Raw genomic sequence first — 19,955 nt, 5'->3', positions numbered from 1 at the left:
TGTTTTGCTTTTTATAAATTTCTTTGAAAAAAGCGTTATATATATAAATTGCTTTTTAGACAAAGTAACATTTATTTTAATCAAAATATTGTTACCAAATTATTAAGGAAAAGGTTCAAACTGATTCAAAATCAATCCTTATAAACAAAATCCCCGGCCAAAAGCCGGGGACAATTAGAAAAACCGAAAAAGCTTCTGTATTTCGTTATTTCACCGAGACGCGTTGCACAAGGCCTCCGACGCGCACAAGGTAGCTACCCGCACGGTCCACCGGAATCACGACGTTCGCATCAGCCAAGATTCCCTTGCGGAGCACGCGGCCCTGCATGTCGATCAAGGCGTAGCTACGTCCAGCCGATACTCCCGACACCTGGATATCGCGGCCGACAACCGTTACCGTAAACGACGGCACCTGCGCAACAGCAATCAAACTTTCCTTGCTGCTGGAACTGCCGGATTTGCCCGAAGAACTGCTGGACTTGGCAGAAGAACTCGACTTCGCGCTACTCGAGGAACTCGAAGAACTGACAGGAATCCACTCGAAGTGGGCGACAAGCGTCGTATCACTCAGCACCTTGAACGCGAGAACCGGATTCGTATTTTTCACGTCGTCGGCCCAATAAGCGAACCTGTAGCCGTCAACCGGATATGCAACGACAGAATCAACTTCTTCGTAGGCATATATCCTGCCGTCTTTCAAGCCGTCGATGCGACCGCGGCCGGGCTTGTCGATGTACACGGAAACTTCGAAGTTGAGCCTTTCCCACTTGGCATAGAAATCCAGAGGTTCCGTACTTTCCTTCGAGATGGACGTCACCGTCTCGCCGCTCAGAGCGGAATCGGCATACCAGCCCCTGAATTCGAAACCACGCCGTATAGCCGTGTCGGGAAGCGCCGTTTCGACACCTTGGAAGTAGCTCTTGAAATAGGCCGCCGTATCGCCTTCGAAGGTATGGAACTTCACGGCAAGCTCGGTGCCGGCAAAATTCTTGACTACGCCGGAGAAATTCGGATATTCATCCACACCGACATTTTGCCCCCAGATGGAGCCGTTCTCGCCATCGTGCAACAAGCGCGCCACAGATCCATTCTTGAACAGCTCCATGGCCACAGGCGTACCGCCACGTTCATTGTCATGTACATTTTCCGGATAATAGGAGTTCTCTATGGTCACCCTACTATCGTCCCTGCCAATCAAATCATACTCAATTTTACCTGAATCTAGATCAACAACCGGTCCTATATTGTGGCTATTGACAATGGTCAAATAATTCTTTTTCTCATAATAGTGTTTCCAGCCGACAAGGCCTCCACCGTAAGAACTCCTGTACTCGACACGTCCGGCATTATAGCTATTCTCGATATAGAGTTTCGTGACTCCGACGTCACCCCCCACAAGACCGCCAGCAGCGACCTCACCATAACCCTTTTCGTAGCTATGCACGGTAGACGTACTATAGCAATTGACAACCCTGATATCGCCCTGCTGCTCGTATTCATAATGGACGGTCCTGCCCATAAGGGCGCCAACAATGTCATTCGCCGCAAAATAGGATTTTTCGATACCCAGGTTCTTGATAACTACATCTTCGTAATCGCCGACCTTGTCCACGCTCCCGAAGAACCCTGTTCCTCTCCGATCCTCATCCAGGGAGTCATTGAAATACAGTCCCGAAACGGAATGGCCCCGGCCATCAAATACGCCACCGTATTCCATGATGGGCGTCCATTCCAGGAAAATGTCCTTGTCGGCTTCGTTCAGCAAGCCGTTCTCGTCGATAACATCCTGGTTTACCACGATATCGTTCGCGAGGGACGCGCAGGCATAATAATCCTGTCCAAACCCGTCTGTACCGTTCACAATGGCGGCAAAGCCATACAGTTCCATGACCGTCTTGATGACATAGCAGCCATCGGCATCCTTTGCCGGACTTTCTTTCTTGGCCCACTTGGCGTAAAACACCTTGTCTCCGGTGTCTTCGGCAGTAATTGTGCCTACACGCCCACCGCTATAATCGCTTTTCGCATACCATCCGGCAAACAAGTAACCTTCGCGCACGACCTTATGCGTGAGCGTCAATCCCGTACCTTCTACATACGACGTTGCCGCATTGGAATCGACGGTACCGCCTACAGCGTTATACGTAATCTTGCATATCTTGGAAAACTTTGCCCAGAATTCCCTGTCTCCTTCGGAATCGGCAAAGATCATCCCAACAGTATCCCCTGACAACTCCACATTTTCATACCATCCTTCAAAGACATAACCTTCTCGATTGGCCTGAGGAAGCCGGAATTCGTAACCGGGAACATAATAATTCGGATAATCCGCCGTGTCCCCTTCATACGTATGCAGGACAAGATCATCAACTGATTCCGAAGCAAAACCCGTAATTTGATTTTTGAATACCGGACCAGGATCAGCCCCTACATCTTGCCCCCATACAGTTCCGTCACCATAATTATAGGTGTAGTTGCGCAGCAGATAGGCTACGGTACCATCCTTGAAGAATTTATCAGGCATCGCGACAGCAAACGTGTCCACTTCTTTCGAGGCCGCATCCAAATAAAAAACATTTTCAAAAGCAGGATACCGGCAATCATAGTTGCCGCCTTTATCATATGTGCCGACAAACCCGCCTTGATACCATGTAGCAGCATTCACTATACCCGTGCTATACGCCCCCACCACATGGGATCCACACGTTGGCTTGAAGAAGCCCAATATGCCGCCAGCATACCAGCTTCCATCAAGATTTCCCGTATTGTAGGCATTTTCCACAAAGGCTTTCCCTTCCAGACGGCCGACAATTCCCCCCGCGGATTCATACGCATTGATCTCAGCCTCATTGTATGATGTCCTGATATAAACGGCACTACTGTAGTTTTCCTTAATCACTTCACCAACAACGCCACCTCCATACATGCCATAAACGCTTCCGGTATTGCCGCATTTTTCAATGACAGCAACCCCCTCAACGCCGCCTATTATGCCACCCCCACGATGAACAGAACTTATATGCGCACTATTGGTGCAGTTCTCGATACTTGCCGAAGCATCCTCCTGTACATGGCCAACAATTCCCCCAGAAGAAGCACCAACACCCGAAACAATAACTCCAGAAACCCTACAATTTTTGACAGACGCGGATCCCTTCGATTCGCCAATCATTCCACCGGCATACTCATAAGCATCTTTCACTTCTATTCGCACATGGCTAAAACAATTTTCTATAGATACAGACGATTTGTAATCAACAGTACCGACAATGGCACCAACATTATCAGGTTCACTGAAAAAATACGAATCCACAACCCCTAGATTCTTGACAACAGTAGTGTTCCCACTTAATTCCGAGAAAAAACCTGCGGGAGTTTCCGAGACAAACAATGTTGTCTCCGCCATTTTTACATAATACAGCCCTGAAACCGTATGATTCTGGCCATCAAAAACTCCAAAAAAATCGGACAGCGGAGTCCACGGGACAAAATTCGCCGTATCCGCGACGTTGAGCGAGTCGTTTTGGTCTAACACGTTCTCGTTCACAACGATATCGGCCGTCAGCTTCGCACACCCGCTAAACGATGGATTAAATGTGCCCAGAAGATCGGCAAATCCATAAAGCTCCTCGGCATCCGAGATTTCGTAGCAACCATTCACAAAAGCGGGGGTTTTAGGAGTGATTGTCCTTGCCGCATTTGCAAACGTGGCAAGCAGGGTGACTACGGCAAGAAAGGCTCCTTTTTTCGCGAACATGATTTGCTCCTGTACGTTGTTCTAATAAATATAAACCAAAAAAAATCCCCCGGCATTGCCGAGGGACTTTTTAAGGGCTTTTTCTCAACTACGAGAGCCTAGAAATCATGTAACCGGCGCAAACTGCAGTACCGATAACGCCAGCCACGTTCGGGCCCATGGCGTGCATCAGCAAGAAGTTCTGCGGGTCATACTTGGCACCTTCCACCTGGGACACGCGAGCAGCCATCGGCACGGCGGACACGCCGGCAGAACCGATAAGCGGGTTCACGGGGTTCTTCGGGGTGCACTTGTTCATGATCTTCGCGAGGAAGAGGCCTGCAGCGGTCGAGAAACCGAAGGCGACCACGCCCATGGCGATAATCATGAGGGTCTGCGGGCGGAGGAAGATGTCGGCAGACATGGTGAGACCCACGGAAGTTCCGAGGAAGATAGTCACGATGTTCATGAGTTCGTTGGAAGAAGTCTTCACGAGACGTTCCACGACGCCGGCTTCCTTGAAGATATTGCCGAGCATGAGCATGATGATCAAGGCAGATGCATCGGGCACCACGAGGATGCACACAATCATTACCATCACGGCGAACACGATACGTTCGGCCTTGCTGACCTTGCGGAGAGCCTTCATGCGAATCTTGCGTTCCTTGTCGTTGGTCATCAGGCGCATGATAGGCGGCTGGATGAGCGGCACAAGGGCCATGTAGGTGTAAGCAGCCACGGCGATGGGGCCGATGAGGTGCTTAGCAAGTTTGTTCGCAGTGAAGATAGAGGTCGGACCGTCGGCACCACCGATGATACCGATAGAGGCCGCTTCACCGAGAGTAAAGCCACCGAAAGCCACGGCGCAGAACATCGTCGCGAACACGCCGAACTGAGCGCCACCGCCGAGAAGCAGTGTACGCGGGTTAGCGATAAGCGGTCCGAAGTCCGTCATGGCGCCCACGCCCAAGAAGATGATGGGCGGGAAGAGTTCCAGGTGGATACCCTGGCTGATGTAGTAATAGAGGCCGGCCGTCGGGGTAAACATACCTTCGATGCTCCAGCCGCCATCGTAGAATCCCGCACTCGGGATATTCACCGCCAGTGCGCCGAGCGAAATCGGCAAGAGCAACAGCGGCTCGTACTTTTTGACAATCGCCAAGTACATCAGGACGAAACTCACGACCCACATGATCACCATAGACGGGGTGACGTATGCGAATCCGGTGTCGCCTGCGAACTCAACGACCGATTGCAAGAGTGAACTCATTTATCTATACCTCTTAGGCGATGGTCATGAGAGTCTGGCCGTCGACGACAGTGTCGGTTTCCTTGACGGCGATGGAGTTCACGGTACCGGCGCACGGAGCGACGACCGGGTTTTCCATCTTGAGGGCTTCGATGATAGCCACTTCCTGGTTGGCGGCAACGGTGTCACCGACCTTGACCTTCAGCTTGAACACGGAACCGGCCAGCGGGCTCTTGACTTCGGTACCACCGGCGGCGGCAGGAGCGGCAGCGGGAGCAGCGGCCGGAGCGGCAGCGGCAACCGGAGCAGCGGCAACGGCTGCATTGGAATCAAGAACTTCTACTTCGACATCGTAGGTCTTGCCTTCGAAACTGATACGGACGGTTTTCTTCATTTTGTTATTTCCTGGCTTAAAAGCCTGTTGAGTTTTTAAAGGTTATCCTTACTTGACGATTGTCCAAGCAGGGGAGTTAATGTTTCTGTAAGCAGTCACGCGGCAGGGCTGACCAATAGCCTGGGTCGCCGCTGCAGTCACGAGGGCGAGGAACTGGTCGTTGCTCATACCCGGGTGTTCTTCGAGGGCTGCCACGGCGGCAATGCCGAGGAAGGCCTGGAGCTGCTTGTTGGTAAAGCCCGGATGGACGCTCTTGGCGTTCGGATCCCAGTCACAGTGGGCAGGGCCGATCGTCTTGGAAGCGGCGGCAGCGGCCGGAGCGGCCTTGACCGCAGGTGCCGGAGCCTTGTCCTTGTTGAGGCCGAGCTTGGCCATAATGAAGTTCATGAGGTAGCAGAGCACCGTGAGGCCCACGATAACCACCATCACCACGATAAGACCGGTTGCCTGGAATTCGATCAGGGAACCGATACCGAACGTTTCGGAATCGCCCTTACAACCCTGTTCGGTCGAGAATTCGCCCTTGCAGTAGGTGGAACCAAGCTTGGCCTTGGCGATGGGGAGCACCTTGTGGCCGCCGGCGTTCTCGATGGAATCGCGCACGTCGCGGGCAAGGACTGCCTGGTCATAGGTCTTGTAGAGAACAGAATGGTTACCAGAGTGGTTTTCCACGATCTTGTAAACCATGTCGTCATTCATACCCGGCATGGAGAGCTGTTCCTGAACCTGGGCGGCATCGGAGGGGAGCATGAGTCCGAGCTGTTCGTCGAACTTGCCCTTCACCTTTGCTTCAGGCTGCGGAGCAACGAGAGCCGGCTGCTGCACTTCCGCTTCCGGAGCTGCGGCGGGAGCCACTTCTTCGACTTCGGGTGCATTGGTCTGTGTTTCGTTCATATTGGACTTAATCCATTCTTATGGGTTTCTGTTTTGTAAAAATCAGCGGTGTAAATGTAGAAAAAAAGGGGGTTCTGGCCCCTACATCACGCCGGTTTCGAGGCCCTTCACGGGGATATAGCGCAACGAGCCGTCCGGAGAGACTATTATGGCCGCCCCGGCAAGGTAATTTACCCATTTCCACTTTTCGTAATAGCGCACATTCGCATGCCCGTCGGTCACATAGGCAAGGAGCGGCACCACCAGGTAGTCGTGGGTACACATGAAGTTGACCCGCTCCATCTGGGGCAAACTCGCAACGAGTTCGCCTTCGATAAGCTGCACGCTGCGATCTTCCAGATCGTAGAACGCATCCGCATAGGCACCGGTAAAGGCGTACCTGGAATAAACTTCCCAACCGCCATTGGCATCGACGTAGCCGCTTGCCTTCGCATCGTCCTTCACATACCACGCCCCGTCCATGGCAGGGACCACATTGACGGCGTAGCCAGCCTGCCCGTAACCTACGGCAATGTTCTCGCAAGTTTCCTTGGTGCGCGTGTAGCCGGAATAGCCGTAGTAGAAATTCCCCTTTTTCCCGGCATCGGCAAGGCGCTTGCCCAAATTCTTGGCGTACTTTACGCCGTTATCGGTCAAGTGTCCGTTCGGGCCCGTATCGTTCGTGCGTTCGCTATGACGAATAACGAAAATGACCTTTTCATCGGCCTTGAGGTTCGCATAGACTTCAACGATATCCGTAAAGCCGTCCGCCTCCTGCGGAGTCGCCTGTCGCCAGCTTCCCTTGTCGAAAATGTAGTAGTTGTCGTGAATGACGCGGCCTTCTCGGACCTCCCTGTCGTAAGTGCCCTGCCCGAAACCGGCCGTATCCTTTTCCATGGGCTGCGCGATGCGCCATTGGAATCCATTCACATCGCAAATAAAACGCACCGCCGAATGGTCAGATGTTTCGTAGTCGTTTGCAAAAATCGCACTCTGTCCCTGGTTCACGTATGTGACCTGTCCCGCATTCGCAGCGCTGCAGGGCACAAAGCTGTACGCCAGCGGGAAAAAGGCGCGCATGTACTTCTCGAAATTCGGCACGTTGCCGCCGTAGGCGGCCATCGCGTTGTTGCGGATATCGTTGTACCTCCAGTTGGAATCGAGACCTACAATCCAGTCCGCAATCTTGATTTTTCCGTTGGGGTCGCTCCATACGCCATCGCCTTTCAGGTCTTCGCCCAAAGTACGGATAAAATTCAGCGTTTCATCCTTGCTACCGCGATTCTGCACCATCGCCGCCACGGCGAGCACCACCGCACCGGAATCCATCGCGAACTGCGCGGAATCTATTCCGAAGGCGGCAGCCGTCTCGTATTTCGCCTGCACTACCGCCACTTCTTCGGGGATATGGCTCATCAACAACTGCTCTACACGCGGCTCCGACAAAAGGTCCAATATGTCGATACCGGAAGAATCGGGTGCCGCACGTTCCGCCAGAATCTCGTACACAAAGAGCGGGGCGTCTATCGTCTCTACAACTTCGCGGGAATCGTGCCCCGAATCCGTCTTGGCCCCGTTTACGGCACCTCCGTCCGCATCAGAACCGCAACCCGAAAATAAAAGAACTAACGCAACCACCAAACATTCCAAGCACCATTTCTTTTTCACCACACTACCTACATCGTCATCGTTCCGGATTCAAGCCCCTTTACCGGTACGTAACGGAGCTTACCGTCTTTACCCTTGATAATCGCGAGACCGGCCAAGTAATTAATCCATTGTTTTGTTTCAAAATATCTCAAATTCACTTTCTTGTTCGTGCAGGCAGCCGTCAAGGGCATGACGAGCATGTCGTGAGAGATCCATACGCCGACGCGATTGATTTTCGCAAAGCCGGGTTCCACCACTTCCTTGATAAACTTCTCGTTGTACGTTTCAAGATCGTAGAATGCATCGGTAAAGGAACTTTTGTAGACATACGCCGATGTCACCGTCCAGCCGCCTTCATTGGAATTCTTGTAGTTCTCGAACTTCGTTTCGTCTTTCACGAACCACTCGCCATCGAGTTCCGGAATAGTGTCAGAAACAAACGGGGACACTCCCGCGCCAGAGGCAAAGTTTTCGCAGGTCTCATAGCTTCTCGTGTAGGTGGAGTTTGCGAACTTGATATCTTCGCCCTTCAGCTTGGCTCCCACGGACTTCGACTGGCTCTTGCCATCGTCGGTCAGGTGACCCTTCTTGCCCGTATCGTCCGTGCGCTTGGCGTGGCGCAATATAAAGATGACCTTCTCGCCCGCAGCCAGCTTCGCGTATACGTCCTGGATATCCTCGAATTCCTGGATATCGTCGGCTGTAGTCGCGCGCCAGGCCTTGGTAGACTGCTCATAGATATAGTACTTGTCGGCATTGATCTTGCCGAAACGGAGCTGGCCGTCGTATTCGCCCTTCCCGAAACCGACCGTATCCTTCTCGATATCGGTAGCGACTCTCCAGCGGTGTTCCTCCGCATCGCAGATAAAGCGCACCCTGGGGCCGTCGGGCTGTTCGTAATAAGAGACAAAGAACTTGCTCTGGCTGTTGTTGATATGCTTGACAGTCCCCGCGTTCATGGTTCCGCAAGATTCGAACTGGTGAACCTTGGTCCAGAAGTTGCGCAGGTGCTTTTCGAAATCGGGTACGGGGCCCAGATTCCAGCTGGCCACGTTCTGGCGTACAAATTCGTACGTACCGCTCGTATCGAGAACCAGGAGCCAGTCCGCCAAGTCCGCCTTGGCGCCATTGTCGTCCCAGTTGCCGTTGCCCTTAATGCGTTCGGCAATCCCGTTCGCATACTGGAGCATCTCGCTACCCGAACCCTTGCGCTGCATCATGATAGATATCGCAAGCAGGGCAGCGCTGTACTCGTCGCCGTCGAACAGGTTGACATCTTCGGCAAAGCGTCCGTCGGTCGTCGTCACCGTCTGCTGCTGTCCGCCAAAATTCCAGCCTCCACCCCAGGCTCCGCCGCCGCCCGTGCTAGAAGATCCGCCCAGGTTGATGTCGAACGACGAAAGGATTTCTTTCAGGGACTGCGCCTTCACGGAACGGATGGGCTTGTTGTTGCCGCTGTCTTCTACAAGTTTCTGCACGCGGGGGGCTTCCATGTGCGTCAGCATGTTCACGTTCACCGTATCGCGGTCCGTGACATCGACAATCGCCTTGAGCGTTACCGACTTCGACGACACGCCCCCCGTAAGCTCGCTACGGAACATGCCGCTCGCTTCAACGCGCAAATAGGGAGAACGCAGATCCAACGCGTCAAAACGGTATGCGCCATCGACACCCGTGATGCATGCCGTATGCGTCAGGCGGGAATCGGCCAACCTCTGTACGCTGTCCAGTTCGGTAATCTTCACCGAGGCGCCATAACGGAACGGGCCCTTCTCGGCAATACCCACGATGGTAGCGCCCGGAATACGCACATCAAGCGTATCCAGACCCGAAGAAACCGTAGTGCCGCCACCGTAGCCGCCAAAACCGCCATAGCCTCCGTAACCGCCGGCCGGAGCCGCAGCGGCATCGTCCGCCGCGGTCTCGTCAATCGTCAGAACGCCATCCTTGCAAGATACCGTGAACACTTCTTCGACCGTAGAATACGGGACCCAGTTGCCGCCCAGGCAGAAATAGACCATCTTCTCGGCGTTCACCATGAACGTCTCGCCCTCGTTCTTCGCGGAACAGGCGGGTAGCTGGTCCACGTCCGTCACTATCGTCGTATCTTCTACGACGTTCGTATCGGCAATGACATCGGGCGGGACATACGAACTGGAGGAATTCGATACACGGCCGCTACTGCTGCTACCGTACTTCTTGTCCGGCTTGCCCGAAGACTTCGAGGAATCGGAAGAGCTGTCCTGGCCTTCCAGCAGGGTTTCGGAGGAATCAGCAAGAGCATCCGCTTCGGAAGCAGAGTCCGAACCGCACGAGGTAAAAAAGAAAACTGTCAGTCCTAGAAGGACGGCACGAAAGTACATAATCTAAGGACATAATATATATTCTAGGCGGCCATTTTTCCAATAGCCGCCCGTTGGATATAATCCAAAAAAAGCATTATTCGTGCATTTTGCCCGTTTTCAGGAACCGGGAGTGCATTTCGAAGGCACGGTCGAGCGGCAGCGGCTGGTGCAGTCCCTTGGCATGCTTCAACCCGTACTCCAGAAAATCCGTCAGCTCGTCACGGAAATCCGGATGTGCGCAGTTCCTGATGATCAGGCGGGCGCGTTCTTCGGTCGGGAGCCCGCGCAAGTCCGCAAGGCCCTGTTCCGTCACAAAAATCTGCGTATCGTGTTCCGTGTGGTCGACATGGCTCACGTAAGGGACTATGCTCGATATGGCACCGCCCTTGGCTACCGACGGCGTCAAGAAGAAGCCGAGGGCGCAGTTGCGGGCAAAATCCGCCGAGCCGCCGATGCCGTTCATCATCGCGGAACCGCAGACCAGCGAGCTGTTCACATTCCCGAAAATATCCGCTTCCAGCGCGGTGTTCATCGAGATTACGCCAATGCGACGGATGAGGTCGGGACTATTGCTCACTTCCTGCTGGCGCAGCACGAAATGGCGTTTCCAATCCTTCGCGTTCTCCACGAATTCTTTCTGTGCGGCCTGCGACAGCGTGAGGGCGGTACCGCTAGCGATACCGAGTTTGCCCTTCTTGAGGAGCGGAAGAACCGCCTCCTGGATGACTTCGGTAAACAAATCTATCTGGCCGAGACGGTCGTCATTGGCCATGGCGCAGAGCACCGCGTTCGCGATCTTGCCTACGCCGCTCTGGAAAGCCATGCCCTTCGGGAGCCTGCCGTGGGATTCCTCGAAGCGGATAAAGTCCAGGATGCGCTCACCGATATTTCTCGAGACTTCGTCGGGTTCCACGAACGGGGTCACCTCGTCGTAGCCGTCATTCTCCACGATAGCAATTACTTTATTCGTATCGATACGGACCGTATCTTCGCCGACGCGGTCACCGGCAGAATAGATGGCAAGCGGTTTTGCATGCGGAGGCAGTTCGGGAAGGGCGCAATCGTGCATGCCCATGCAGCTGTCGCCCAGGCGCGTGTTCAGTTCCAAGACAATTTTCTGCGCCATCTCCAGGTACGTGACGGAATTGCCGCCCGATGTAGAAAGGCAGACACGGCCGTCGGGCATAATCGCGCTGACCTCGATAATGGCGACAGTCGGCGCAGGCACGGCACCGGTGCGCACGAGATAGCCCATCTTGCCGAGATGCGCATCGATGTAGTCGACACTGCCGTCGTTGATTCCCTTGCGCAGGCTCGGATTGCTCTGGTAAGGCATACGGAGCTTCATCGCCTTCGCGCGCGCAAGGGCGCCGTCGCAGCTATCGCCTGTCGAGGCGCCCGCGAAAAGGGTCACCTGGAACTTTTCGCCCGCCTCATGGAGGCGTTGCGCCCGCTCCGCAATCGCGAGCGGAACAGCCTTCGGATAACCCGCCAGCGTAAAGCCGGAAACTCCGAGAATATCACCGTCTTGAATCATTTCGGCCGCAGCCGCGGCACTGCACTTTTTGCTAGCAATCCAGTCCATGGCGTAAAGATAAATTTTTCTATCTTCCTAGTGTGATCCACTTTATCAAGTACAATATCATCGGCGTACTGAACACGCTCATCACGCTCGCCACGGTGTGGGTGCTGCACCAGATTCTGGACTGGAACCTGGAACTGTCGAACTTCCTGGGCTTTGTCGCGGGCGGCATCAACAGTTACCTCATGAACCGCATCTGGAACTTCAAGAGCAAGAACAAGAAGCGCACCGAGGTCTTCCGGTTTCTCGTCGTGTTCCTCTGTAGCTACGCCCTGAACCTGCTGGTACTGGAGCTTTGCGCCTACCTGCTCGTGAACGCATCCTGGACAGCGCCGTTCACCACGTGGATTTCTAAGTTCATGAAGCCCACGTACTTCGCGAACATCGTCGCGAACGTGGTCTACGTCATCGCCAGTTTCCTGCTGTACAAAAAATGGGTGTTCAAGCGCTAGCCGCTAGCGCACGTATCCCTTGAACCATTCGGCAAAGGCCTTGATTCCGACATCCAGGTCGGTATCGGCCGTATAGCCCACGTCCTTTTCCAGTGCGGTCGTGTCGGCCCACGTCACCTCGACATCGCCGGGCTGCATCGGCATAAAGTTCTTCTCCGCCTTCTTGCCCAGGTGCTTTTCGAGTGTCTCGATGAATTCAAGCAGATTCACGGGCTTGCCGTGACCGATGTTATAAAGGCGATGTTCCGCTTCGGCACCAGGAGCATCCATGCGGGCAGCCCCAGCCTCGAATACCTTCACCACGCCGCCGGCAATGTCGGCCACGTAGGTAAAGTCACGCATCATGTTACCGTTGTTGAACACCTTGATGGGGCGGTCGTGCATGATGGCATCGGCAAAGAGCCACGGAGCCATGTCGGGCCTTCCCCACGGGCCATATACCGTAAAGAAACGGAGTCCGGTCGCATTCACCTGGAACAGGTGGCAATAGGTTTCAGCCATCAGTTCGTTGCTGCGCTTGGTCGCCGCATAAAGGCTCGAAGGCTTGCACACGGGATCGTCGGTGCAGAACGGCGTCTTGGTATTGCGTCCGTACACACTGCTGCTCGACGCATACGCGAGATGTTCCACCGGGAACTTGCGGCAGCATTCCAGCACGTTCAGGAACCCGGTAATGTTGCTGTCGACATAGGCCTGCGGATTCTGCAGGCTATAACGCACGCCAGCCTGCGCGCCCAAGTGGATGACTCCATCGAACTTCTCGCGTTCAAAGAGACTTGCCATAGCGGGAGCATCGGCGAGGTCCATCCGGTGAAAAGAAAAGTTGGCATGGTCCAGGCGCTTCAGGCGGTCTTCCTTGAGCGATACCTGGTAATAGGAATTCATGTTGTCTATGCCTACCACCGTGTAGCCCTTCGAAAGCAAGATCAAGGAGACCTCACAACCAATGAAACCGGCGGCACCTGTAACTAGAACCTTCTTTGCCATTTTTTTCTCCGCCGCAAAATGTAAAAAAAGGCTCCCCGGAGGGAGCCTTTTCATTTACAGTTCTAGCCGATTATTCGAACGGAACGAGTTCCACGCGGCGGTTCTGCTTGCGGCCCTTCTTGGTGCCGTTGCTTGCGATGGGCTTTTCGCCACCGTAACCGACAGCGCGCAGGCGGCTCGCTTCGATACCCTTCATCACGAGGTAGTTGACCACGGCAAGAGCACGGTTCTCGGAGAGTTCCTTGTTCTTCTTGGCGCTACCCACGTTGTCCGTGTGGCCCTGCACTTCGAGCTTGGAGTTCGGGATCTGCTGCATCAAAGCGACGATGTCGTTCAAGGTTCCATAGCTGTTCTTGGTGAACTTGGTGGAGTTGGTCTTGAACTCGATACCCTGCTTGAGCTTGTTCAAATCCTGCTTCTTGTCGGTCGGGCAGCCCTTGCCGTCGATCTTGATGCCTTCGAGAGTGTACGGGCACTTGTCGAGGTAGTCGGCCACGCCGTCCTTGTCGGTATCCATCGGGCAGCCGGTGCTGTCGACAGAAACGTTCTTCGGAGTATCCGGGCACTTGTCGACGCCGTCAGAGACGCCATCCTTGTCGGCATCCAGCGGGCAACCGGTGGAGTCGACCGTCACGCCTTCCTTGGTGTTCGGGCACTTGTCGAGATCGTCCGGGACACCGTCCTTGTCGAAGTCGAGAGAGCAGCCATTGGCATCGACAGTAGAACCGATAGCGGTATTCGGACACTTGTCGAGTTCATCGGGCACGCCGTCCTTGTCGGCATCGGTCGGGCAGCCAGTCGTGTCAACCGGGACTCCCTTCCTGGTGTTCGGGCACTGGTCAAGGGCGTCGGGCACGCCGTCGCCGTCGAAGTCGCCTTCGCAGCCATCGGCATTCACCTGGGCACCGACTCTAGTATTCGGGCACTTGTCGAGAGCATCGGGCACGCCATCCTTGTCGGCGTCGGCCGGGCAACCCGTGGAGTCAACCGGGATACCGACAGACGTGTTCGGGCACTTGTCGAGAGCATCCGGGATGCCATCCTTGTCGGCGTCAGCCGCGCAACCCGTAGAATCCACAGGCAGGCCTACCGGAGTATTGGCGCACTTGTCGAAGGAGTCGAACACGCCGTCCTTATCGGTATCGGCCGGGCAACCCGTCGTGTCGACGATAATGCCGGGCTGAGTATTCGGGCAACGGTCGTTGGAGTCCTCGACGCCGTCCTTGTCATAGTCACCTTCGCAACCGGTCACGTCGATCACAGCACCCTTCTTGGTCCTCGGGCACTTGTCGATGCCATCGAACACACCGTCTTCGTCGGTATCGCTCGGGCAACCCACGGAGTCAACCGTAGCGCCTTCCGGAGTGTTCGCGCAGTTGTCGTAACCGTCAATAACGCCATCCTTGTCCGTATCGATCGGGCAACCCACGGAGTCAACCGTAGCCTTTTCGGGCGTATGGGCGCACTGGTCGTTGGCGTCGGAAATGCCGTCGGAGTCTTCGTCCTTGACCATCGGGGTTCCACCGATATGCCAGTTCAACATGGCGACAGCCGCGTAGAGCGGGCCGGAGGTATAGCAGTAAGAAGCCTTGGAGTCGCTCTTACCCTTGTAAGCGATGGTGTAGTCGGAGCAACCCTTCATCTCCTTCTTCGGGTCGTAGTTGAAGTTCTTGAAGTTGCGCACAGCAAAATCAAGACCGATGCCCATGTCGACATTGCGTCCGAGGTGGAAACGCAAGCCCGGAGTGATGTACATGGGGTCAACCATCGCATCGCGCGGGAACCTGGTATTTTCGACACGCATTTCGCCGGAGTATTCCAGGAACATGTCCAGGCCTTCGCTCACGATCAGGTTGAGGCCGGCATCGTAAATCACGGCGTCGGATTCGTCAAGGCCGAAGGTATGCACATAGCTGCCATGGCCGTTCACGCGAATGGGGGCGCCAATCTTGGTAAAGTCCAAAGTCATCACGAGACCTGCACCGCCGGTCCATGCCTCGGATGTATACGGATGCGTGTATCCGTTATCGTCCAGATACCACACGTGGCGGGGACGCACACCTGCAGAAGTCGTGCCCGTCGGAGCATAGAGGTCGAAAATACCCGCAAGGGCGAAAACGGTCCTTTCGTTGCCGAACGGAGCGCGAATCTTCATCCACATGTCGATATCGCCCAAGCCGGCAGACCACATGCCGTTCTTCGCGGCAACGCCGTCCGATTCGTGGGCATGTTCATAATAGACGGGGAGGACGGCACCGAGGTCGACAAAGCTCAGCATGCCGACAGACATGTTGAAATTCCCGGAGAACGATCCAGCCCAGTCCTCGAAGGAGTACTGATGGCCGCCTTCGTCGCGGAAGTTTCCGCCGCGAGAGAAGGACCAAGAATCGTTAGACACGTCTCCACCCGTACCAACGGAGAAACCCCACTGGCCTAGCGTATACGCATTGTGCTGATGGAAGCCGTCCGAACCACCCTGAAGCCCAGCCTGGGCAAAAGCGATACTCGCAGCAACCAAGGATAAGGCGAATATTCCCTTCATATTGACCCCTTGTTGTTAATCATTCTAGACATTTTTAATTATAGAAAATGAATTCATTTCAAGTACAGGAATCAAGAATTATGCGTCAACAAGCGCCTTTTATGAAAAAAAGTTATCTTCAGAGGCGCGAAATGCAACGAAAATTTATCATTAATCATCAAAATTTACAGATATGACAACCGAGACGCCGATACTTTCTGTAAAGAACCTCCACCGCGACTTCAAGATGGGTGACGAGACCGTGCATGCGCTGCGCGGGGTGAGTTTCGATATCCACAGGGGTGAATTCGTGACCATCATGGGTACCAGCGGATCCGGGAAATCCACCATGCTGAATATTTTGGGCTGCATGGACCGTCCGACATCCGGCCACTATATATTGGACGGCGAGCACACCGAAAAACTGAAACGCGACGCTCTCGCCAAGATACGCAGCCAAAAGCTGGGATTCGTCTTCCAGAGCTACAACCTGCTAAGCCGCACCACCGCTATCGAAAACGTCGAGCTTCCGCTGCTGTACAACTCGAAAATTTCCTCTGCCGAAAGGCGCCGCCGCGCCGTAGAAGCGCTCGAAAGGGTCGGGCTCGTCGACCGCATGAACCACCTGCCAAACCAGCTTTCGGGCGGGCAGCAGCAGAGGGTAGCCATTGCGCGCGCCCTGGTGAACGATCCCGTAATCATCCTCGCCGACGAAGCGACAGGAAACCTGGATACGCGCACCAGTTACGAAATCATGATGATTTTCCAGGAACTCAACCGACAGGGGAAAACCATCGCCTTCGTGACGCACGAACCCGACATCGCGACCTTCAGCGGGCGCACCATCACGCTGCGCGACGGACTCCTGAAAAAGGACGTCAAGAACGAAACCGTGCAAGACGCGAAGACCGCATTCGAAGCACTCCCTCCGCCGGAGAATTTTGATAATTGATGATTGATAATGGATAATTGACGATGTCCCCACTAACTCTCATAAAAATCGCCATCCGTGCCCTGCTCCGCAACCGCATGCGGACGTTCCTCTCCGTACTCGGCATCGTCATCGGCGTCGCGGCCGTCATCACCATGGTCGCCATGGGCGAAGGCTCCAAGAAGTCGATCAAGGAACAGATGACCGCCATGGGCACGAACGCCATCATCATCATGCCGAACCGCGACCGTCGCGGCGGCGTGCAGATGGAATCCACCGAATCGCTCGAAGAAGCCGACGTGATTGCTATCCGCGAAAACGCCACCTACATTAACGGCGTCTCGCCCATGATTACCGTTGGCGGGCAGGCCATTGTAGGCAACAACAACTCCCCCACGGCATTGAGCGGCGTATCGGCCGACTACCTGAAAATCCGCAACTACGAAATCGAAGACGGCGTCATGTTCGACGACCAGGCAGACCGCATGGCCAAAGTCTGCGTAATTGGCCAGACTGTCGTGAAAAACCTGTTCCCCGAAGGCGACCCCATCGGCAAGACCATCCGTTACAAGAGCATTCCCTTGAAGGTCATCGGCACCCTGAAAGCCAAAGGCTCCGGCGATTTCGGGCAAGACAACGACGACGTGATTTTTACACCCTACCAGACGGTGATGAAGCGGTTCAACGCCACCACGAACATCCGCCAAATCTACGCGAACTCCATCGGCGAAGGCTACGCCGAAAAGGCGACCGAAGAAATCATGGGCATATTGAAGGAACGCCGCAGCTGGACAAAGCCCACCGACCCCTTCCGCGTCTTTACGCAAGAAGAGATGATCCAGATGGTCACGAGCACATCCGACATGCTTTCACTCGTGCTGACGGCCATTGCCGGCATTAGCTTGTTCGTAGGCGGAATCGGCATCATGAACATCATGTACGTGTCCGTGACCGAACGCACCAAGGAAATCGGCCTCCGCATGGCCATAGGCGCCCGCGGCCGTGATATCCTGCTCCAGTTCCTCTTCGAATCCGTCATTATCAGCCTGCTCGGCGGCGCCATCGGGATCGCGCTCGGCATTGCCGCCTCCGAAACGGTCAAGATTGCGATGAACTGGCCCATGAGCGTGTCCATCACGAGCGTTATCGTGAGCTTTGCCGTTTGCTTTACCACCGGAGTCTTTTTCGGATGGTACCCCGCCCGCAAGGCAAGCCAACTCGACCCTATCGAAGCTTTGCGATTTGAATAAAAATTTTTCGTTTACCAGGAACAGGCGCTTTACTATATTTGGGCACATGAAATTTTTTTGTATCTGGCTACTTTTGGGAATGTCGCTCAGCTTTGGGCAACTTGTACAAAAAAAACCGGCACCCACCAACGATACCGTCAACCTTTCCGGCCAGACGCACAAGATGCCGATGGTCTATTCGGACAGCCTCCACCAGAAAAACAACAAGGCCGCCTCGGGAGCTATCGCATCGGTGAACAAGGAAGAAGAGGGTGACGCCCTTACCGGAGCCGTCATCGGTGTCGGGGCAGAATTTGTGGGCCAGGTCCTCAAGGACATGATTTCGCCCAACTCCCCCGAAGCAGACGCCGTCGAGCTGGAAAGAACTAGACGCTAGTCCGCGCCCTACGTTTCAACGTCATTCCGAGGCGAAGCCAATAAACGAAACTTGGAAACTTGTTTCCTTAGTTGAGTTATGCCCTTTGGGTAGAAATCCAGGCCAAAACATAAAGAGCGGAACCATAGTCCCGCTTCTTCGATGCTACTCTCAGGATGACGTTTAGCCTAAATACTTCTCGCCGGATTCCACGCTCTGGTAGATGAGCGTGTTGATGGTCATGGGGCCAACGCCGCCGGGGACCGGAGTGTAGGCAGATGCCACGTCGTCGAGGCCCTTCTCGATGTCGCCCACGCCACCCGGATGGTAGCCGGCGTCGACCACGACCGCACCCTGCTTGATCCATTCCTTCTTGATGAACTCGGGCTTGCCCACGGCACCCACGAGGATGTCGGCCCGCTTCACGAATTCGGGGAGGTTCTGCGTTTTGCTGTGGCAGATGGTCACGGTACAGTCCGCGTTCAGGAGCATCATGGCCATCGGCTTTCCGAGAATGGCACTGCGGCCCACGACTACGGCATGCTTGCCTGCGAGCGGGATGTTGTAGGCCTTCAACAGGCGCATGATGCCGGCGGGAGTCGCGCAACCGTAGGCGGGTTCGCCCATCGCCATGCGGCCAAAGCCGAGGCAGGTCACGCCGTCCACGTCCTTGCGGGCGTCGATGGCCTCGAAGGCTGCACGTTCGTCGATATGGCGCGGTACCGGATGCTGCAGCAAAATTCCGTGCACGTCCGGATTCTCGTTCAGTTCCTGGATCTTGTCGAGGAGTTCCTGCGTGGTGGTGTTCTTCGGCATTGCCACGCGGATGCTTTCCATGCCCACGCGTGCACAGGCGTTGCCCTTCATCTTCACGTAAGTGGCGCTGGCCGGGTCGTCGCCCACCAGGATGGTCGCAAGGATGGGGGTCTTGCCCGTCTTTTCCTTGAGCTTCGCCACGCGGGCGCTGAGTTCTTCTTCAGTGGTCTTGGCGAGTGCCTTGCCGTCGAGGATGAGTGCTGCCATAAGGTCTCCGTTCGGGCAAAACGCCCGCTTGCAGGGTCAAAGATAGAAATAAAAAACTCCCCTCAAAAGGGGAGCGCCAAGCATTGTTAAAAAAAGGAGACAATCACATGATCACGTCGAGCATCGCCGGAATCACGATGCAGACGATTGCCCACGGGTAAGAAAGGGAGCCGCGGAGCCAGCCCGTGTTGCTAGGCCTGCTGTTGGAACGGACGTAAATCGGGGCGTCGCTCATTCTGAGAGAATCCTGAAGAGCTTCCTTCACACTGCTTACCGAAGCGTCAAACTGCTTCTTGCTCGCAGTAGCTGATTCGTAATAATGTTCAAAGTGGTTCATCATGGAGTTATCCTCTTGTGGAGTTTTTCCTCTTATTGTGTATAAATTTATAAATATTTCTGGCAAAACCAAGGGGTTTGTATGTTTTCCGTAACAATGGAAAAACCTCTAGAAGTCCGTCTGAATCAAGGACTTATCCACAAAAAGTGGCGAAATTTGAACGGTTTTGGGGTTTTTGGGTCGTGTAAAAGATTGTCCACTATGGACAAATCCTGTAAAATGCGGTTCAAAAAAGTGTTCGCCCACTGTTCTCATTCGGGCTCTCCGGAC

The 19,955-nt window shown here is 54.6% G+C and carries 15 protein-coding genes; 4 read left to right on the top strand and 11 right to left on the bottom strand.

Annotated elements, in window-relative coordinates; all coding sequences use genetic code 11:
• Positions 1–205: 205 nt before the first annotated feature.
• The 7 genes from B3M32_RS10595 to B3M32_RS10565 form a co-directional block, all read right to left on the bottom strand.
• Complete coding sequence (locus B3M32_RS10595; RefSeq protein ID WP_290746538.1) at positions 206–3,757, bottom strand: InlB B-repeat-containing protein; 3,552 nt, start codon at positions 3,755–3,757, stop codon at positions 206–208.
• Between the two features lie 88 nt (positions 3,758–3,845).
• Positions 3,846–5,006 carry a sodium ion-translocating decarboxylase subunit beta gene (locus tag B3M32_RS10590; protein ID WP_290746535.1) on the bottom strand — a complete coding sequence of 387 codons (1,161 nt, stop codon included), beginning with the start codon at positions 5,004–5,006 and terminating at the stop codon, positions 3,846–3,848.
• A 13-nt stretch (positions 5,007–5,019) separates the two neighbouring features.
• Positions 5,020–5,379 (bottom strand): biotin/lipoyl-containing protein, encoded by a 360-nt coding sequence (locus B3M32_RS10585; protein ID WP_173342189.1) that lies wholly within the window; start codon positions 5,377–5,379, stop codon positions 5,020–5,022.
• 48 nt (positions 5,380–5,427) lie between these two features.
• Positions 5,428–6,273, bottom strand: coding sequence for a hypothetical protein (locus tag B3M32_RS10580; protein ID WP_290746532.1), 846 nt, complete (start codon positions 6,271–6,273; stop codon positions 5,428–5,430).
• Positions 6,274–6,354: 81 nt separating this feature from the next.
• Positions 6,355–7,890, bottom strand: a complete 1,536-nt coding sequence (locus B3M32_RS10575; protein WP_290746529.1) for a phosphoglycerate mutase family protein — start codon at positions 7,888–7,890, stop codon at positions 6,355–6,357.
• Between the two features lie 38 nt (positions 7,891–7,928).
• A complete protein-coding gene (locus B3M32_RS10570; RefSeq protein ID WP_290746526.1) occupies positions 7,929–10,265 on the bottom strand; it encodes a histidine phosphatase family protein in 2,337 nt (778 codons plus the stop codon).
• A 76-nt stretch (positions 10,266–10,341) separates the two neighbouring features.
• Positions 10,342–11,832, bottom strand: a complete 1,491-nt coding sequence (locus B3M32_RS10565) for an acetyl-CoA hydrolase/transferase C-terminal domain-containing protein (protein ID WP_290746524.1) — start codon at positions 11,830–11,832, stop codon at positions 10,342–10,344.
• A gap of 32 nt (positions 11,833–11,864) precedes the next feature.
• On the opposite strand from B3M32_RS10565, the gene B3M32_RS10560 reads away from it, so the two are divergent.
• A complete protein-coding gene (locus B3M32_RS10560; protein WP_290746521.1) occupies positions 11,865–12,281 on the top strand; it encodes a GtrA family protein in 417 nt (138 codons plus the stop codon).
• A 3-nt stretch (positions 12,282–12,284) separates the two neighbouring features.
• Here B3M32_RS10560 and B3M32_RS10555 read toward each other — a convergent pair whose 3' ends face one another.
• Both B3M32_RS10555 and B3M32_RS10550 read right to left on the bottom strand, forming a co-directional pair.
• The gene (locus B3M32_RS10555) at positions 12,285–13,268 is read right to left on the bottom strand and encodes an NAD-dependent epimerase/dehydratase family protein (RefSeq protein ID WP_290746518.1); all 984 of its coding nucleotides are present in this window, start codon (positions 13,266–13,268) and stop codon (positions 12,285–12,287) included.
• A 70-nt stretch (positions 13,269–13,338) separates the two neighbouring features.
• On the bottom strand, positions 13,339–15,810 hold the full coding sequence (locus B3M32_RS10550; RefSeq protein ID WP_290746515.1) for an OmpA family protein: 2,472 nt from the start codon (positions 15,808–15,810) through the stop codon (positions 13,339–13,341).
• 172 nt (positions 15,811–15,982) lie between these two features.
• Between B3M32_RS10550 and B3M32_RS10545 the strand changes: the two genes are divergently transcribed.
• The 3 genes from B3M32_RS10545 to B3M32_RS10535 are packed head-to-tail and all read left to right on the top strand — an operon-like array spanning position 15,983 to position 18,346.
• Positions 15,983–16,741, top strand: coding sequence for an ABC transporter ATP-binding protein (locus B3M32_RS10545; RefSeq protein WP_290746512.1), 759 nt, complete (start codon positions 15,983–15,985; stop codon positions 16,739–16,741).
• Positions 16,742–16,764: 23 nt separating this feature from the next.
• Positions 16,765–17,970: an ABC transporter permease gene (locus B3M32_RS10540; RefSeq protein ID WP_290746509.1), complete on the top strand. Its 1,206-nt coding sequence runs from the start codon at positions 16,765–16,767 to the stop codon at positions 17,968–17,970.
• 46 nt (positions 17,971–18,016) lie between these two features.
• A complete protein-coding gene (locus tag B3M32_RS10535; protein WP_290746506.1) occupies positions 18,017–18,346 on the top strand; it encodes a hypothetical protein in 330 nt (109 codons plus the stop codon).
• Between the two features lie 162 nt (positions 18,347–18,508).
• Here the strand turns inward: B3M32_RS10535 and folD are convergent, their stop codons facing one another.
• Both folD and B3M32_RS10525 read right to left on the bottom strand, forming a co-directional pair.
• On the bottom strand, positions 18,509–19,348 hold the full coding sequence (gene folD / locus B3M32_RS10530) for a bifunctional methylenetetrahydrofolate dehydrogenase/methenyltetrahydrofolate cyclohydrolase FolD (protein ID WP_290746503.1): 840 nt from the start codon (positions 19,346–19,348) through the stop codon (positions 18,509–18,511).
• Positions 19,349–19,451: 103 nt separating this feature from the next.
• Positions 19,452–19,688: a hypothetical protein gene (locus B3M32_RS10525; RefSeq protein WP_290746500.1), complete on the bottom strand. Its 237-nt coding sequence runs from the start codon at positions 19,686–19,688 to the stop codon at positions 19,452–19,454.
• Positions 19,689–19,955 lie beyond the last annotated feature (267 nt).

This window comes from Fibrobacter sp. UBA4309 (genome assembly GCF_002395745.1).
Classification (GTDB): domain Bacteria; phylum Fibrobacterota; class Fibrobacteria; order Fibrobacterales; family Fibrobacteraceae; genus Fibrobacter.
This window is presented reverse-complemented; position numbering and strand designations above follow the sequence as displayed.

Coding starts and splice junctions, on each gene's coding strand:
- B3M32_RS10590 (WP_290746535.1), bottom strand. CDS start 5,006: ATGAGTTCACTCTTGCAATCGGTCGTTGAGTTCGCAGGCGACACCGGA.
- B3M32_RS10535 (WP_290746506.1), top strand. CDS start 18,017: ATGAAATTTTTTTGTATCTGGCTACTTTTGGGAATGTCGCTCAGCTTT.
- B3M32_RS10585 (WP_173342189.1), bottom strand. CDS start 5,379: ATGAAGAAAACCGTCCGTATCAGTTTCGAAGGCAAGACCTACGATGTC.
- B3M32_RS10540 (WP_290746509.1), top strand. CDS start 16,765: ATGTCCCCACTAACTCTCATAAAAATCGCCATCCGTGCCCTGCTCCGC.
- B3M32_RS10555 (WP_290746518.1), bottom strand. CDS start 13,268: ATGGCAAAGAAGGTTCTAGTTACAGGTGCCGCCGGTTTCATTGGTTGT.
- B3M32_RS10595 (WP_290746538.1), bottom strand. CDS start 3,757: ATGTTCGCGAAAAAAGGAGCCTTTCTTGCCGTAGTCACCCTGCTTGCC.
- folD (WP_290746503.1), bottom strand. CDS start 19,348: ATGGCAGCACTCATCCTCGACGGCAAGGCACTCGCCAAGACCACTGAA.
- B3M32_RS10545 (WP_290746512.1), top strand. CDS start 15,983: ATGACAACCGAGACGCCGATACTTTCTGTAAAGAACCTCCACCGCGAC.
- B3M32_RS10525 (WP_290746500.1), bottom strand. CDS start 19,688: ATGATGAACCACTTTGAACATTATTACGAATCAGCTACTGCGAGCAAG.
- B3M32_RS10550 (WP_290746515.1), bottom strand. CDS start 15,810: ATGAAGGGAATATTCGCCTTATCCTTGGTTGCTGCGAGTATCGCTTTT.
- B3M32_RS10570 (WP_290746526.1), bottom strand. CDS start 10,265: ATGTACTTTCGTGCCGTCCTTCTAGGACTGACAGTTTTCTTTTTTACC.
- B3M32_RS10565 (WP_290746524.1), bottom strand. CDS start 11,832: ATGGACTGGATTGCTAGCAAAAAGTGCAGTGCCGCGGCTGCGGCCGAA.
- B3M32_RS10580 (WP_290746532.1), bottom strand. CDS start 6,273: ATGAACGAAACACAGACCAATGCACCCGAAGTCGAAGAAGTGGCTCCC.